We start from the raw sequence: 14,841 nt of genomic DNA, 5'->3' as shown, positions 1-14,841 counted from the left end.
AAAAATCGAATTTGAAGGTTTGCCAGATGCTGATTATCCCCGCTATCGATCTTAAAGACGGTGCCTGTGTACGTCTGCGCCAGGGCCGCATGGAAGATTCCACGGTGTTCTCCGATGACCCGGTGAGCATGGCCGCCAAGTGGGTGGAGGGCGGTTGCCGCCGTCTGCATCTGGTCGATCTGAACGGCGCCTTCGAAGGCAAGCCGGTCAACGGCGACGTGGTCACTGCGATTGCCAAGCGTTACCCGAACCTGCCGATCCAGATCGGCGGTGGTATCCGTTCACTGGAAACCATTGAGCATTACGTCAAGGCTGGCGTCAGCTACGTGATCATCGGCACCAAGGCGGTCAAGGATCCGGCATTCGTTGCCGAGGCTTGCCGCGCATTTCCGGGCAAGGTGATTGTCGGCCTGGACGCTAAAGACGGTTTCGTCGCTACCGATGGCTGGGCTGAAATCAGCACTGTGCAGGTGATTGACCTGGCCAAGCGTTTCGAAGCTGACGGCGTCTCGGCCATCGTTTATACCGATATCGCCAAAGACGGCATGATGCAGGGTTGCAATGTGTCGTATACCGCAGCACTGGCGGCCGCCACGCGGATCCCGGTGATCGCTTCCGGCGGTATCCACAACCTGGGCGACATCAAGTCGCTGCTGGATGCCAAGGCTCCGGGGATCATCGGTGCCATCACTGGCCGGGCGATCTACGAAGGCACTCTCGACGTCGCTGAAGCGCAAGCTTTCTGCGATTCGTACAAAGGCTGAGGAGTCACCATGGCGCTGGCCAAACGCATCATCCCTTGCCTGGACGTGGATAACGGCCGGGTGGTCAAGGGCGTCAAGTTCGAGAACATCCGTGACGCCGGTGATCCGGTGGAAATTGCCCGTCTTTATGACGAGCAGGGCGCTGACGAGATTACCTTCCTCGATATCACCGCCAGTGTCGATGGTCGCGACACCACGCTGCATACCGTCGAGCGCATGGCCAGCCAGGTGTTCATTCCGCTGACCGTGGGCGGTGGTGTGCGGACCGTGCAGGACATTCGCAACCTGCTCAATGCCGGTGCGGACAAGGTCTCGATCAACACCGCCGCGGTATTCAATCCGGAATTCGTTGGCGAAGCCGCGCAGCATTTCGGTTCGCAGTGCATCGTCGTCGCCATCGATGCCAAGAAGGTTTCATTGCCGGGCGAAACTCCGCGCTGGGAAATCTTCACCCACGGCGGTCGCAAGCCGACCGGCCTGGATGCGGTGGAATGGGCGATGAAGATGGAAGGCCTGGGTGCCGGTGAAATCCTGCTGACCAGCATGGATCAGGACGGTATGAAAAACGGCTTCGACCTGGGCGTTACCCGCGCCATCAGCGACGCGCTGGGGATTCCGGTGATCGCCTCCGGCGGTGTTGGCAACCTGCAGCATCTGGCGGACGGCATTCTTGAAGGCCACGCCAGCGCGGTCCTGGCGGCGAGTATTTTCCACTTTGGCGAATACACGGTTCCCGAGGCCAAAGCCTATATGGCGCAGCGCGGCATCGTTGTTCGCTAGTCGTTCGACATAAAGGCCCTAGTGGCCACACAGGCCACTAGACAGCATGGCGGGCTCACGGCACTCTTGGGCACGCCATGGATTTGGGTAGCCCGTTATGTTCAAACGTCTTCTCCTTGTACTCGCCAGCGCTTCGGTATTGCTCGCCGGCAGCGCTCACGCTGCAGAGAATGCCGACACCCCACTGGTGTTGCTGACGGAAAACTTCCCGCCGTACAACATGGCGAAGAACGGCAAAAACTTCGCTCAGGACGAAAATATCAACGGCATCGCCGTGGATATCGTCCGCGAAATGTTCAAGCGCGCCCAGATAAACTACAGCCTGACCTTGCGCTTCCCATGGGAGCGAATCTACAAGCTTGCCCTGGAGAAACCGGGGTACGGTGTGTTCGTCATGGCGCGTCTGGCGGATCGCGAAAAACTCTTCAAATGGGTCGGCCCCATCGGCCCGGACGACTGGATCATGCTGGCCAAGGCCGACAGCAAGATCAGCCTCGAATCATTACAGCAGGCACGCAAGTACAAGATCGGCGCCTACAAAGGCGACGCGATTGCCGAGACCCTGACCAAGCAAGGGTTGGCCCCAGTGGTAGTCCTGCGCGATCAGGATAACGCCAGGAAGCTGGTCAACGGCCAGATCGACCTGTGGGCCACCGGCGACCCGGCCGGCCGTTACCTGGCGCGGCAGGACGGAGTCACCGGGCTCAAGACGGTATTGCGCTTTAACAGTGCAGAGCTCTATCTGGCGTTGAACAAGAACGTGCCGGACGAGGTGGTGAACAAACTTCAGGCTGCGCTGGATCAGCTGCGCCAGGAAGGCGTGGTCGACGACATCATGGCGCGCTATCTCTGAATGCTTTCAGGGCAGGACAAGCAGGTCCGTGCGTATTGCGGAGGGGCGAGAATCATAGTCCGTTCCATAACTGCAAAGCGTCAGAGGAAGTTGTTCGGCGGTGAAGGTGACGGGCTGTGTCACTAAAATATACTCTTCTATCTTTACATCGCTGCAATTTGTCTTGTCTGCAGGTCCGGCGTAATAGTAACTTTCGGCATACAGCGGATATGAAAAGTGCCATGTAACGCGGTAATTCCAGTCAGCTCCCAGCGTAATAGTTGGCTCCGGTAGTCTGACGGGTTCTGCCTCGACGAGTTGTGCCGGGGAGATCCAGGCATTTCTCAACAGTCCGGCTGTTGGAGTTTGCTCCGCTGATTCGACGCCCAGCACGCAAAGAAAATACAGGCCTGCTTCGCGACCCGTAGGCGTATCGATCAAGGCCTCGGTGGAGCTTATTACCTGGCTGTAATAGTGGGCAGACGAGCATTCCCTGGCATCGCGTACGCTTTTAAAGCGGTAGGAAGGTGTATCCGTCGAAAAACTCAGACCCCAGGTAGGTGCCCCTTGACTGTCATCGGATGGCACCGTGGTATACCTCAATGGAAGGTAGTCCCCTATGGATAATTTGAAGCCTGGTTCCAGCGTGCAGGAACTCAAACCACTGTTAAAGACCCCTTTTACGAAACAGTCAGGCAAGTAGTCGATGGCGTGGCTGTAATGGGTTTCAGGAACCCACTCGGGCTTTCCGTTTTTTACTTCACAAGGGGTATTTTCGAAGCACAATTGATCGGGTGTCGATCCATAGGTAGACGTAAATAACACGCCGACGATACTGCCGGTTTTACGATCAAGCACAGGGCTCCCGGAGGATCCGCCACGAATATCCTTGCACGTGTTCTTCAGGGTGTCCGGATAGGTCCACCAGTTTTCCACAAGTGTTGCTGCTGTTGGTTCCTGAAGGCAGGCAGCCACGCGTAGGCCTGACTCTGGAAGGCTTGCGGGGGCGCCGACAATGAGGATATCGACAGGTGCGGTAAAGGCATCGCGGGTCAGTTCAAGTGGCGTTATTCCATCTTCCAGCAAGGTGGAAAGAGATGAAGTTAGCTCCAGAATTGCAATGTCAGTACCCATAAGGCTGGCCCAGTTTGCTGTCTGGATGGTGTAGCTTTTGTAGTCGTGCTGGGTATCATTGAAAAAATTAAATTTCACGTTGGCTTCAAAGGGATGTACTGCACCAGGGCGGGGCAGATATAGGGATACGCAGTGTCCTGCGGTGAGCACATAAGCCGGCCCGAGTGCATTGTTTTCTTCATCTCGAGTGTCAATAAGGCTGGCGGTACAGATGGGTTGGTTATCCTTGAAGAGTTGGCCTATACCATTCCAGTGATTATATTTTCCTTGGTGATTTTCCAGTAACATCGACGGCGATTGATTAATAAGCCCCTCGCCGAGATCCTCAGCGTGGAGGGGGCCGGAGAGAAGTGCTGCGCTGAGTATGTAATAAATAACTGTGGCAAGTATATGTCTCATGACCGTTCCTTGGTAATGATGGTTTATTGACTGTGTGACGGGTGCAGGGATTGTATTGGCGGGTTTATAAGGGTGGGTGATATATATTTATGTTGCAGGCGATAAAGGTCGGCGGCACTTTCGCAAAGCGTTCGCGTGTGCAGGGTCTGTCAAGGGGCCGGGTCTTGCGAGGAAAAACAGCAAGGATGAGTCGCGGATTTTTAGGGTGAGCGTTAGTGAGTTACCGTACTTCGTGATAACGCCCATTCTTTCCGTGCGCTACTGTTGCTTGATTGCCGCGAACACTGATCATCAACTTGATATCGATCCAGTCGATGCCCTGGGCCTTGAGCTTGGGCAGTTCACGCTCAAGCACCGCCAGGGTTTGCGGATAAGGGTGGCCGATCATCACCGCCGAGCCCTGCTTGCGAGCGAGGCTGATAGCGGTCTGTAGTTGAGTGAAGATCGCCGCCTCGGTGCGTTCATCATCGAGAAACACGTCCCGCGAAACACTCGCCAATCCTGTCTTCTGCGCTTGGGCCGCGGCCGCGGTTCTGGCACTGGTGCGGCTATCGACGAAAAATTTGTGCCGACCCTGCAAGTCGGCCATCAACCAGGCCATGGCCTGGGGTTCGGCGGTCATGCGGCTGCCCATGTGGTTGTTGAGGCCACTGGTATAGGGCACGGCCCTGAACGCCGCATTCAAGCGCTTCTCGAGTTCTTCCTGGGGTAAGTCGGGATGCCAGGCGAATGGGCCGGTAGCAGGGTCCATAGGCATGTGCAGCATGACGGTCTTGCCGGCGCGATGGGCTTCGCGGGCAAATTCGGCGGCATGGGGGGTATCGGGCATCACCGCGGTGGCAACCGGGCCGGGCAATGCCAGCACCCGGCGGTCCCGTGGCAGGCTTTGCCCGAGGTCATCGATGATCAGGCTCAGGTAAGCCTTGTGCGGGGCCGCCGCCGTTTCGGCGGTCGCTGCGTGAGCAGCGCCCGCCAGGCAGCACAGCAGACTGAGGAGGACCGGGCGCATCTCAGTGGTTACGAGTAATGCTCAGACCCTTGAGCAGGCTCAAGGCCTGGGCCAACTGATAATCATCGTCCTGCGGCATCGGCTTGGCTTTGCCGCTGGTAGTCGGCTTGTCGGCACCGCCGTTGCCATTGCCCAGGTGGCCTTGCAGGTCGGCTTCCTTGAAGTATTCGCTGTCTTGCTCGTTGGTAATCTTGGCCTTGCGCACTTCGATGTCCGGCACGATGCCCTGAGCCTGGATCGAGCGACCGTTCGGGGTGTAGTACAGCGCGGTGGTGATCTTCAGTGCACGCTCATTGTTCAGCGGCAGCACGGTTTGCACCGAGCCTTTGCCGAAGCTGGTAGTGCCCATCACGACCGCACGTTTTTGGTCCTGCAGGGCACCCGCGACAATTTCCGAAGCCGAGGCGCTGCCACCGTTGATCAGCACCACCAATGGAACGGCTTCGCTTTCGTCTTTGCCGGTCGCGGAGAAACGCAGTTCGGAGTTGGCGATGCGGCCCTTGGTGTAGACGATCAGGCCCTTGGTGATGAAGTGGTCGACTACTTCAACCGCCGATTGCAGCACGCCACCCGGGTTGTTGCGCAGATCGAGGACGATCCCGTTGAGCTTCTTGCCGTTGTCCTTGCGCAGCTTGGCCAGGGCCTTGGAGACTTCTTCGCCGGTCTTGACCTGGAACTGGGTAATACGGATGTAACCGTAGCCGGACTCGAGCAACTGGCTCTTCACGCTCTTGACCTGGATGATGGCGCGGGCCAGCGTCACGTCGAACGGCGTGCCGCCATCGCGCACCAGGGTCAGGGTGATTTTCTCGCCGACCTTGCCGCGCATTTTGTCGATCGCTTCGGTCATGCTCTGGCCGCGAGTCGGCTGGCCGTTGATCTTGACGATAAAGTCACCGGCCTGAATGCCTGCTTTGGAGGCCGGGGTATCGTCGATCGGTGAGACGACCTTGATGAAGCCGTCTTCGGCACCGACTTCGATGCCCAGGCCACCGAATTCGCCGCTGGTGCTTTCCTGCAACTCAGCGAAGTCTTCCGGGCCAAGGTAGGCCGAGTGTGGATCAAGGTTGCTGAGCATGCCCTTGATGGCATTTTCCAGCAGGGTCTTGTCGTCTACGGGCTCGACATAGGCCGCCTTGATCCGGTCCATGACCTCGGCAAAGGTGCGCAGCTCGTCGGGCGGCAATGGCGCCTTGGTGGTCGCGGCGGTCGCTGGCTTCGCAGTTTCGGCTGCGAACGCGCAGGGCGCACCGATCACAATGGCGATCGCCAGGGCCAGCGAGGTAAGGCGGGACAAATGCAGCATGTCGAACGAACTCCTGAGTTAGATGGTGCGCTTATCCTTGCGCACGGCACCATTGTGCTGGATCGCTGGGGCGACCCTGCTGGCGAATTGCGAAATACAACGCTGGGGTGTCCTGGCCACCACTGCTACCGACAGTGGAGATGGATTCACCGGCTTTGACAATGTCGCCAGCTTCTTTAAGTAGCGTCTGGTTATGTCCGTACAGGCTCAAGTAGCCGTTTCCATGGTCGAGAATGACCAGTAATCCGGCGCCTCGCAACCAGTCGGCGAACACCACGCGACCGCCATGTACGGCGTGTACCTGGCTGCCGGCGGAGGCGCTGATCATTACCCCGTCCCACTTGGTACGGGCATCATCGCCACGGGTTTCGCCAAAGCGCGCAAGCAGTCGACCGTCAACCGGCCATGGAAGCTTGCCGCGCGCTGAGACAAAAGGGCCGCCGTAGGAGGCTCCCGAACTGGAAACCAGTGGGCCAGGTGCTGCTGCTTTAGCCGGTTTATCCGAACTATCGCTGGCAACCGCCTGGGCCTCAAGCAAGCGCTTTTTTTCGGCTTCCTGCTGGGCGATCAGCGCTTTTTGTCGTGCTTCTTCTGCCTCCCTGGCCTGGCGAGCCAGGGTTTCTTCAATGGTTTTCAAGACTTTCGACAGGTCGGCCTGATCTTGCTCGCGGGCCTGGAGTTTTTCGTCGCGGGCCTTTACGTCGGTGTTGAGCTTGGCCAGCGCCAATTGGCGCTCTTTGCGGACTTTATCGAGTTCGTCACGCTGGCTGTCGAGGCTGCTTTTTTGCACCAGCAGCTGAGCCTGCTGCAGGGCGATGTCCTGTTCGACGTTGGCCAGTTGGCGCAGGGTCTCGTTGAAGTTTTTCAACTGCTCCAGGCGCGCCTGGCTCAGGTAATCGTAATAGGTCAGGGTCCGGGCGAATTTTTCCGGGTTCTGTTGGTTGAGCAACAGCTTCAAATACTCCTGGCGGCCGTTCTGGTAGGCCGCGCGAGCCTGAATGGCGATCAGTCGCTGCTGTTCAATGCGCGCGCTCTGAAGTTTTTTTTTCTCTTCATCGAGCCGCTGCAGCTCGGATTCGCTTTTCTTCAGCTCTTTTTGCAGGGACTCGACCTGCTTCTCGAGCTTGCCCATTTCGGTTTCGGTGCCGCGCAGGTCTTTTTGCACGCCGGATTTTTCTTCCTGGAGCTTGCCCAGGAGCTTTTTCAGCTCGGCAATATCCTGACGCGTAGCGTCCAGCTGTTGTTGGGTTTGCACGCGCTCGTCAGCAAAGGCCGGTTGGAGCAGGCAGACAAGAGCAAGGGTCATCAGAGCGCGAAGCATAGAGGCGGGCGACACCAGGGAAAGGGACGGCCTAGTATGCCCGCCGCGGACCGCAAAAAAAATGCCTGTGTGATGACCGGAGTGGGTTCAGGCGGGTCTGACACTTAAAAACACCGCAAAATCAAATATGGGAAGGGTCGGGCGACGTTCCCACAGTCGATTTGCGGTGTAGCAGGGGTCTGAATCAGACCAATATCGAAGTACCAGTCATTTCTTCAGGCTGCTTGAGATCCAGCAGCTTGAGCATGGTCGGCGCCACATCCGCCAGTACTCCACCTTCGCGGACTTTAAAGTCGCGCTTGCCGACGTAGATGAACGGTACCGGCTCCGTGGTATGAGCGGTATGGGCCTGGCCGGTGGAGTCATCGGACATTTGCTCGACGTTGCCGTGGTCTGCGGTGATCAGTGCTTCACCGCCGACTTTTTCCAGGGCTTCGACAATCCGACCAACGCACAGGTCCAGGCATTCAACGGCCTTTACTGCCGCGTCGAACACGCCGCTGTGGCCGACCATGTCGCCGTTGGCGTAGTTGACGACGATAACGTCGTAACGCTGGTTTTCGATGGCGTCGACGATTCTGTCGGTGACTTCTGGTGCACTCATTTCTGGTTGCAGGTCATAGGTCGCAACTTTCGGCGACGGGATCAGGATGCGTTCTTCACCGGGGAAGGGTTCTTCACGACCGCCGGAGAAGAAGAAAGTCACGTGGGCGTACTTCTCGGTCTCGGCAATGCGCAGCTGGGTTTTGCCGTTTTTCGCCAGGTAATCGCCCAGCACGTTTTCCAGGCTGCCCGGCGCAAAAGCCGAGGGTGCAGGAATACTGGCCGCGTATTGGGTCAGCATGACAAATGCCGCCAGTTTCGGCTGGCGGGCGCGCTCGAAGTCCTTGAAGTCGTCTTCGACGAACACGCGGGTCAGCTCGCGGGCGCGGTCGGCGCGGAAGTTCATGAACACTACGGCATCGCCGTCTTCGACCTTGACCGGTTCACCGATGGTCGTGGCTTTGACGAATTCGTCGTTCTCGCCGCGCTCGTAGGCCGCTTGCAGGCCTTCTTGAGCGGTGGCGGCGTTGAATTCGCCGTTGCCGTCGACGATCAGGTTGTAGGCCTGGGACACGCGGTCCCAGCGATTGTCGCGGTCCATGGCGAAATAACGACCAACGATACTGGCGATCCGGCCCTTACCGAGGGTTTTGAAGGACTCATCCAGCAGTTCAATCGACGACTTGGCGCTTCTGGGCGGCGTGTCACGGCCATCGAGGAAGGCGTGCAGGTAGATTTTCTCGGCACCGCGTCTGGATGCCAGTTCGGCCATGGCTATCAGGTGGTCCTGATGGCTGTGCACGCCGCCATCCGAGAGCAAGCCGAGGATATGCACCGCTTTGCCAACGGCAACGGCTTTATCCACGGCCGCGCAGAGGGTCGGGTTTTCAAAAAACTCGCCGTCGCGGATCGATTTGGTTACCCGAGTGAAGTCCTGGTACACCACGCGGCCGGCGCCGAGGTTCATGTGGCCGACTTCCGAGTTGCCCATTTGCCCGTCCGGCAAGCCGACGTCCATGCCCGAACCCGAGATCAAACCATTTGGCACGGTGGCGTACAAGCGGTCTAGCACGGGCTTTTTGGCCGAATAGACGGCGTTGTGTTCTTGGCTTTCACTGTGACCGAAGCCATCCAGAATTATCAGGACCAAAGGTTTAGGCGTGGTAGTCATAGATCCCACTCGTGGCTGGATTAAAAGGGTATGGAAAAAAGAGTGGCAGTTTAAAGGCAAGTTCAATCGCCGTCACCGCCGGGCGGGGTTTGGTCGACCATGGCGGCTGTGTATACTGGCCGACATTTTAACGCCCTGGAACCTCCTAGATGGTTGCTCACCTGATTGAATTCGCCACTAACCACTATTTGCTCGTCGGTGCCTTCGTCGTTCTGCTGGCATTGCTGATCGCCCGTGAGATGAGTCGCGGCGGTAAAAGCCTCAGCACCCGTGAGTTGACTGCATTGGTCAACAATGACCAGGGCGTAGTGATCGACATCCGTCCGACCAAGGATTTCGCCGCCGGCCATATTGTAGGTGCTCTCAATATCCCGCAGGACAAGCTGACCGCCCGCGTTGGCGAGCTGGAAAAGCACAAGGCCAAGACTATCATCCTGGTCGACGCCCAGGGCCAGCACGCCGGAACTCACGCCCGCGAACTGCTCAAGTCCGGTTTCAATGCGGCCAAGTTGTCCGGTGGTGTTTCCAGCTGGAAAGCCGACAACCTGCCGCTGGTGAAGTGAGATGAAAAACGTCGTCGTCTATTCCAGCGATTACTGCCCCTATTGCTCGCGAGCCAAGTATCTGCTCGAGAGCAAAGGCGTAGCCTTCGAAGAAATCAAGGTCGATGGCAAGCCGCAGGTGCGCGCTGAAATGTCCCAGAAGGCTGGCCGGACCTCCGTGCCGCAAATCTGGATCGGCAGCACCCACGTCGGTGGTTGTGACGAGCTGCACGCTCTGGAGCGCGCCGGCAAGCTGGACGCGCTGCTCGAGGCTTGAATCCAAAACCCTACAAGACCCTAAAAGTGAGAAGGATCTGCGATGACTGATGAACAGAACACTGCTGCTGCCAGCGAAGAAGAAACTGCTCCGCAATTCTCGCTGCAGCGCATTTATGTGCGTGACCTGTCCTTCGAAGCGCCAAAAAGCCCGGCGATCTTCCGCCAGCAGTGGGAGCCGAGCGTTGCTCTGGATCTGAACACTCGCCAAAAGGGCCTGGAAGGCGACTTCCATGAAGTCGTGCTGACCTTGTCGGTCACCGTGAAGAACGGTGACGAAGTCGCGTTCATCGCTGAAGTGCAACAGGCCGGGATCTTCCTGATCAAGAACCTGGACGACGCTTCGATGAGCCATACCCTGGGCGCGTTCTGCCCGAACATCCTGTTCCCGTACGCTCGCGAAACCCTGGACAGCCTGGTAGTTCGTGGTTCGTTCCCGGCGCTGATGCTGGCTCCAGTGAATTTCGACGCGCTGTACGCACAAGAGCTGCAACGCATGCAGGCCGCTGGCGAAGCGCCGACTGTGCAATAAGCGTTCGCCCGCCCATGAAAAAAGCGCCGTTGAAGGCGCTTTTTTCATGGGCGGGCGAAACCGGAATGGGGTGCTATTTGAAACCCAATTGCCGCCAGCCTTCGTAGACGGCGACGGCTACTGTATTCGACAGATTGAGGCTGCGGCAGCCTTCGCGCATAGGCAGGCGCAGGCGTTGCCCGGTTGGCAGGGCGTCCAGCACCTCGGCCGGCAGGCCACGGCTTTCCGGGCCGAACAGGAAGGCGTCGCCCTCGGCGAAGCTGGCGTCGTGAAACGGTCGCGAGCCCTTGGTGGTGAAGGCGAACACGCGTGGGTGGCCGAGGCTTTCCAGGCAACTGGCGAGGTCGGCATGGCGCTGCAAGGTGGCATACTCGTGGTAGTCGAGGCCGGCCCGGCGCAGGCGTTTATCGTCCATCTCGAAGCCCAGCGGCTCGATCAAATGCAGGTGGCAGCCACTGTTGGCGCACAGCCTGATAACGTTGCCGGTATTCGGCGGAATTTCTGGTTGAAAAAGGATGACGTGAAACATGCACGGCTCCGAAGATAAAGATGGGCTGCATTCTACGCCTGAAGCAGATCCGCGACCGAAGCTATTGCGGCGGATGTTTTTCTCGCTGGTGATAGTGGGCGTCATGGTCGGCCTGATGATTGGCCGCCTGACCACGCCGGATCCGACCGAGCTGCAACAGGTGGATGTCGTCACGGATGGCTTGGTGCTGTGGTTCAACACTGAGCCCAAGCTGCATGGCGAACACATCGAGGGCACCGTGGCGTTGCTGTTCGAGGCGACGGGCAGGGCGCAGAAGGGTCAGCTGAAGATCAACGGCAAGGACGCGAATTGGCGGGTGCGCTCGAGTGATGGAGGGTTGTTGCTGAATCTGCTGGCGGCCCGGCCGTTGCGTGGCGAGTGGTCCGGTGCCGAAGTGGAAGGTCGATGGCGTTTGGAGATCCATCTCCAGGAGGAATAAAAGAGGGAATCCCCGGCCTGCCTGTACCAAGGTTCCCGAAACCGGGTGGGGCTCGGCGCGGTTGCGTCATGAGCCCCGGTTGTAAAGAAGGGGATTCTCGGCCTGCCTGTACCAAGGTCCCCAAAACTGGCTAGGGCTCGTCGCTGTTTGCGTTATGAGCCCTGGGTGTAAAGAGGGGAATCCCCGGCCTGCCTGTACCAAGGTCCCCGAAACCGGGTAGTGAATCGAATCACTGATTGAACTATTGCAGGGGGCGTGCCAGTTTTTAATAAGTTGAAACAGAAAGTCGCTGAGCAGCGCTGAAAGCCCCGTAAATCGGGGGTTTCTTGTTTTTGCGATATGGAGTTTCTGGTGGATGAAGGCGGGATTTCGAATCAGTTGTCGTGCGCGATTGCGGTTCACGGTGCATTGCGGCGGTGCATGCTGGCCCTGAAAGCATCGCGAGCAGGCTCGCTCCCACAGGGTTCAATGGTGTTCACACACTAGTGAAACACTGAAGATCCACTGTGGGAGCGAGCCTGCTCGCGATTGGATCTAGAGATCAGCGCAGATCTAAAGGCTGTTTAGCCCTCATCACTCTCGTCTTCCTCGGCACCATCGACCTTCATCCCCAGCTCCTTGATCTTGCGGGTCAAGGTGTTGCGGCCCCAGCCCAGCAGCACGGCGGCGTCGCGGCGACGTCCGGCGGTGTGTTTGAGGGCGGTTTCGATCATGATCCGCTCGAAGCTCGGCACCGCGCTGTCAAGCAGGCTCGATTGGCCACGTGCCAGCGCCTGATCGGCCCATTGACGCAACGCCTGCTCCCAGTTGGTGACGGGTGCAGAGTCCTGTGGCAGGTTCAGCAGTTCCGGCGGCAGGTCACTGATATGCACTTCGCGACCCGAAGCCATCACCGTGATCCAGCGGCAGGTATTCTCCAGTTGGCGCACGTTGCCGGGCCACGGCAGGTTTTTCAGGTATTCCTCGGTTTCGCTTTTCAGCAATTTAGGCTCGACCGCCAGTTCTTGCGCGGCGCGGGCGAGGAAATGCTTGGCCAGGGTCGGAATGTCTTCGCGACGATCGGACATCCGCGGGATATGGATGCGGATCACATTCAGACGGTGGAACAAATCCTCACGGAATTTCCCGGCATGAACCAGGGTTTCCAGATTCTGGTGGGTCGCGGCGATGATCCGCACATCAACCTTGACCGGAGTGTGGCCGCCGACCCGATAAAACTCGCCATCGGCCAGCACCCGCAACAGGCGCGTCTGGGTGTCGGCCGGCATGTCGCCGATCTCATCGAGAAACAGCGTACCGCCATCAGCTTGCTCGAAACGTCCACGGCGCAGGTTGGCTGCACCGGTGAATGCGCCTTTTTCATGGCCAAACAGCTCGGACTCCATCAAGTCCTTGGGAATCGCCGCCATGTTCAAGGCGATGAACGGTGAGGCCGCTCGCGGGCTGTGGCGATGCAGGGCATGGGCTACCAGCTCTTTACCGGTCCCGGATTCGCCGTTGATCAGTACCGTAATGTTCGAGTGACTGAGACGACCGATGGCCCGAAACACCTCCTGCATCGCTGGCGCTTCGCCGATGATTTCCGGGGTGCGGGTCAGGGCGGGCACCACTTCCAGCAGGCCTTGCTGTTCCTGTGCGTGCTGGTTGGCGCGCTTGACCAGGGACACGGCTTCGTCGACATCGAATGGCTTGGGCAGGTACTCGAAAGCGCCGCCCTGATAGGACGCGACAGCGCTGTCCAGGTCGGAATGAGCAGTCATGATGATGACAGGCAACCGTGGGTGCTGTTCGCGAATCCGTGCTAACAGGTCCAGACCGCTGGCACCCGGCATGCGGATGTCGGAGATGATCACGTCCGGCTGCTGGCGCGCCAGGCGGCTCATCACGCCATCGGCGCTGTCGAAGCTTTGCGTGGTCATGCCTTCCTGTTGCAAGGCTTTTTCCAGAACCCAACGGATAGAACGGTCGTCATCGACGATCCACACGGTTTCACTACGGCTCATGTCGATGGGGCTCCTTGTTCCAGTGGCAGAAAGATCGAGAACGTGGTGTGGCCAGGATGGCTGTCACATTCGATCAGGCCCTGGTGCTGGCTGATGATGTTCTGAGTAATGGCCAGGCCCAGCCCGGTACCGTCCGGGCGGCCGCTGACCATTGGAAAGAAGATGGTTTCTTGCAGTTCGGCGGGAATTCCCGGGCCGTTGTCGATGATTTCGATCTTGGTCACCAGGCGATGGCGCACATGGCCGATGGTGAACTGGCGCATCGCGCGGGTGCGCAGGCTGATACGGCCCAGGCGCAATTCGTTCTGGCTGCTGATGGCCTGCATGGCATTGCGCACAATGTTGAGCACCGCCTGGATCATCTGCTCGCGGTCGATCAAGACATCGGGAATGCTCGGGTCGTAGTCGCGCACCAAAGTGATGCAGCCCTGGCTTTCGGCTTCCACCAGACTGCCCACGCGTTCGAGCACTTCATGGATATTGGTCATCGCCAGTGACGGCAACTTGTTCGAGCCGAGCATGCGATCCACCAGGTTACGCAGGCGATCAGCCTCTTCGATGATGACGTTAGTGTAGTCCCTGAGGCTATCTTCCGGCAGCTCGCGGGCCAGTAGTTGGGCAGCGCCGCGAATCCCGCCGAGGGGGTTCTTGATCTCGTGGGCCAGGCCGCGCACCAGCATCTTGCTGGTTTCCTGTTTGGACAGCTGGGCCTCCTCCTTGGTGATCCGCAGCAAACGGTCACGGGGGTGGACTTCCAACAGCAGCAGGGTGGCGCCATCGCTGAGAATCGGCGTTACCGCGTAATCGACGGTCAGGGTCTGGCCGGTCAGGGCGGTGAGCATCGCTTCGCGTTTGGTGAATGGATGCGCCTGCTCGACGGCCTGGCGCAAGGAGCTCAGGGCTTCGGCTGATTCGGTGAACAGCTCGCTGATGAATTGCCCATGACTGCGCTGGCCACTGATGGCCAGCAGCATTTCCGCCGCAGGGTTCATGTACTCAAGGCGCAGCTCGGCGTTGAGCAGGATGGTTGCGGTGGTCAGGTTGTCGAGTAGCAAACGGTGCAGTGCGTCGCTGATGGTCATGAGTGAATTTTGACCTCTTTTGAAGCGGAGCAATCGAGACCGGTCCCGGATTGCGCGCGCGAATTAAGCGCTGATACAAGGAAAATGCAAAAACCAAACCAAGGCTCCGAAAAGAAGCGCTAAACCCCTGAAACGGGCGTTTTAAGCTCGATTGCGTGGCGTTATGCCTGCTCAGCCGG

General features: G+C 58.6%; 15 protein-coding genes. 7 read left to right on the top strand and 8 right to left on the bottom strand.

Translation table 11 applies throughout. The features are described 5' to 3' along the window. Positions 1 to 26: 26 nt before the first annotated feature. The 3 genes from hisA (at position 27) to F8N85_RS03685 (ending at position 2,397) form a co-directional block, all read left to right on the top strand. Positions 27 to 764: a 1-(5-phosphoribosyl)-5-[(5-phosphoribosylamino)methylideneamino]imidazole-4-carboxamide isomerase gene (gene hisA / locus F8N85_RS03695; protein WP_150802323.1), complete on the top strand. Its 738-nt coding sequence runs from the start codon at positions 27 to 29 to the stop codon at positions 762 to 764. 9 nt (positions 765 to 773) lie between these two features. Further along, positions 774 to 1,544 (top strand): imidazole glycerol phosphate synthase subunit HisF, encoded by a 771-nt coding sequence (gene hisF, locus F8N85_RS03690; RefSeq protein WP_150802322.1) that lies wholly within the window; start codon positions 774 to 776, stop codon positions 1,542 to 1,544. Between the two features lie 97 nt (positions 1,545 to 1,641). Continuing rightward, positions 1,642 to 2,397, top strand: a complete 756-nt coding sequence (locus F8N85_RS03685; RefSeq protein WP_150802321.1) for a substrate-binding periplasmic protein — start codon at positions 1,642 to 1,644, stop codon at positions 2,395 to 2,397. A gap of 6 nt (positions 2,398 to 2,403) precedes the next feature. Here F8N85_RS03685 and F8N85_RS03680 read toward each other — a convergent pair whose 3' ends face one another. The 5 genes from F8N85_RS03680 to gpmI form a co-directional block, all read right to left on the bottom strand. Beyond that, on the bottom strand, positions 2,404 to 3,909 hold the full coding sequence (locus tag F8N85_RS03680; protein WP_150802320.1) for a trypsin-like serine peptidase: 1,506 nt from the start codon (positions 3,907 to 3,909) through the stop codon (positions 2,404 to 2,406). Positions 3,910 to 4,129: 220 nt separating this feature from the next. After that, positions 4,130 to 4,918: a divergent polysaccharide deacetylase family protein gene (locus tag F8N85_RS03675; protein ID WP_150802319.1), complete on the bottom strand. Its 789-nt coding sequence runs from the start codon at positions 4,916 to 4,918 to the stop codon at positions 4,130 to 4,132. A 1-nt stretch (position 4,919) separates the two neighbouring features. Next, entirely contained in the window at positions 4,920 to 6,224 is a 1,305-nt protein-coding gene (locus tag F8N85_RS03670; protein WP_150802318.1) for a S41 family peptidase, read from the bottom strand. Positions 6,225 to 6,255: 31 nt separating this feature from the next. After that, positions 6,256 to 7,545, bottom strand: a complete 1,290-nt coding sequence (locus tag F8N85_RS03665) for a murein hydrolase activator EnvC family protein (protein WP_150802317.1) — start codon at positions 7,543 to 7,545, stop codon at positions 6,256 to 6,258. A 184-nt stretch (positions 7,546 to 7,729) separates the two neighbouring features. Beyond that, positions 7,730 to 9,259, bottom strand: coding sequence for a 2,3-bisphosphoglycerate-independent phosphoglycerate mutase (gene gpmI, locus F8N85_RS03660; RefSeq protein ID WP_150802316.1), 1,530 nt, complete (start codon positions 9,257 to 9,259; stop codon positions 7,730 to 7,732). Positions 9,260 to 9,408: 149 nt separating this feature from the next. Here gpmI and F8N85_RS03655 point away from each other — a divergent pair, with 149 nt between their 5' ends. From F8N85_RS03655 to secB, 3 genes are read left to right on the top strand one after another with little or no spacing between them, the layout of a single operon-like run. After that, positions 9,409 to 9,822 carry a rhodanese-like domain-containing protein gene (locus tag F8N85_RS03655; protein ID WP_150802315.1) on the top strand — a complete coding sequence of 138 codons (414 nt, stop codon included), beginning with the start codon at positions 9,409 to 9,411 and terminating at the stop codon, positions 9,820 to 9,822. Position 9,823: 1 nt separating this feature from the next. Further along, positions 9,824 to 10,078, top strand: a complete 255-nt coding sequence (gene grxC, locus F8N85_RS03650) for a glutaredoxin 3 (protein ID WP_150802314.1) — start codon at positions 9,824 to 9,826, stop codon at positions 10,076 to 10,078. A gap of 42 nt (positions 10,079 to 10,120) precedes the next feature. Then, the gene (gene secB, locus F8N85_RS03645; RefSeq protein ID WP_150802313.1) at positions 10,121 to 10,609 is read left to right on the top strand and encodes a protein-export chaperone SecB; all 489 of its coding nucleotides are present in this window, start codon (positions 10,121 to 10,123) and stop codon (positions 10,607 to 10,609) included. A gap of 73 nt (positions 10,610 to 10,682) precedes the next feature. Here secB and F8N85_RS03640 read toward each other — a convergent pair whose 3' ends face one another. Next, the gene (locus tag F8N85_RS03640; protein ID WP_150802312.1) at positions 10,683 to 11,138 is read right to left on the bottom strand and encodes a tRNA (cytidine(34)-2'-O)-methyltransferase; all 456 of its coding nucleotides are present in this window, start codon (positions 11,136 to 11,138) and stop codon (positions 10,683 to 10,685) included. On the opposite strand from F8N85_RS03640, the gene F8N85_RS03635 reads away from it, so the two are divergent. Continuing rightward, the gene (locus tag F8N85_RS03635; protein ID WP_150802311.1) at positions 11,137 to 11,577 is read left to right on the top strand and encodes a hypothetical protein; all 441 of its coding nucleotides are present in this window, start codon (positions 11,137 to 11,139) and stop codon (positions 11,575 to 11,577) included. The genes F8N85_RS03640 and F8N85_RS03635 overlap by 2 nt on opposite strands. Before the next feature lie 563 nt (positions 11,578 to 12,140). On the opposite strand, the gene ntrC is transcribed toward F8N85_RS03635, so the two are convergent. Together ntrC and glnL are read right to left on the bottom strand one after the other, a co-directional pair. Further along, positions 12,141 to 13,580, bottom strand: a complete 1,440-nt coding sequence (gene ntrC, locus F8N85_RS03630) for a nitrogen regulation protein NR(I) (RefSeq protein WP_150802310.1) — start codon at positions 13,578 to 13,580, stop codon at positions 12,141 to 12,143. After that, entirely contained in the window at positions 13,577 to 14,662 is a 1,086-nt protein-coding gene (gene glnL, locus F8N85_RS03625) for a nitrogen regulation protein NR(II) (protein ID WP_150644167.1), read from the bottom strand. The genes ntrC and glnL overlap by 4 nt, the downstream gene beginning before the upstream one ends. Positions 14,663 to 14,841: the final 179 nt, after the last annotated feature.

It is taken from the genome of Pseudomonas fluorescens, assembly GCF_902497875.1.
GTDB lineage: Bacteria > Pseudomonadota > Gammaproteobacteria > Pseudomonadales > Pseudomonadaceae > Aquipseudomonas > Aquipseudomonas fluorescens_BR.
Note: the sequence above shows the minus strand (reverse complement) of the source record. Positions and strands in the feature narration are given on the sequence as shown.

Excerpts from the sequence above, each read along its gene's own strand:
- hisA (WP_150802323.1), top strand. The coding sequence starts at position 27 with ATGCTGATTATCCCCGCTATCGATCTTAAAGACGGTGCCTGTGTACGT.
- hisF (WP_150802322.1), top strand. The coding sequence starts at position 774 with ATGGCGCTGGCCAAACGCATCATCCCTTGCCTGGACGTGGATAACGGC.
- F8N85_RS03685 (WP_150802321.1), top strand. The coding sequence starts at position 1,642 with ATGTTCAAACGTCTTCTCCTTGTACTCGCCAGCGCTTCGGTATTGCTC.
- F8N85_RS03680 (WP_150802320.1), bottom strand. The coding sequence starts at position 3,909 with ATGAGACATATACTTGCCACAGTTATTTATTACATACTCAGCGCAGCA.
- F8N85_RS03675 (WP_150802319.1), bottom strand. The coding sequence starts at position 4,918 with ATGCGCCCGGTCCTCCTCAGTCTGCTGTGCTGCCTGGCGGGCGCTGCT.
- F8N85_RS03670 (WP_150802318.1), bottom strand. The coding sequence starts at position 6,224 with ATGCTGCATTTGTCCCGCCTTACCTCGCTGGCCCTGGCGATCGCCATT.
- F8N85_RS03665 (WP_150802317.1), bottom strand. The coding sequence starts at position 7,545 with ATGCTTCGCGCTCTGATGACCCTTGCTCTTGTCTGCCTGCTCCAACCG.
- gpmI (WP_150802316.1), bottom strand. The coding sequence starts at position 9,259 with ATGACTACCACGCCTAAACCTTTGGTCCTGATAATTCTGGATGGCTTC.
- F8N85_RS03655 (WP_150802315.1), top strand. The coding sequence starts at position 9,409 with ATGGTTGCTCACCTGATTGAATTCGCCACTAACCACTATTTGCTCGTC.
- grxC (WP_150802314.1), top strand. The coding sequence starts at position 9,824 with ATGAAAAACGTCGTCGTCTATTCCAGCGATTACTGCCCCTATTGCTCG.
- secB (WP_150802313.1), top strand. The coding sequence starts at position 10,121 with ATGACTGATGAACAGAACACTGCTGCTGCCAGCGAAGAAGAAACTGCT.
- F8N85_RS03635 (WP_150802311.1), top strand. The coding sequence starts at position 11,137 with ATGCACGGCTCCGAAGATAAAGATGGGCTGCATTCTACGCCTGAAGCA.
- F8N85_RS03640 (WP_150802312.1), bottom strand. The coding sequence starts at position 11,138 with ATGTTTCACGTCATCCTTTTTCAACCAGAAATTCCGCCGAATACCGGC.
- ntrC (WP_150802310.1), bottom strand. The coding sequence starts at position 13,580 with ATGAGCCGTAGTGAAACCGTGTGGATCGTCGATGACGACCGTTCTATC.
- glnL (WP_150644167.1), bottom strand. The coding sequence starts at position 14,662 with ATGACCATCAGCGACGCACTGCACCGTTTGCTACTCGACAACCTGACC.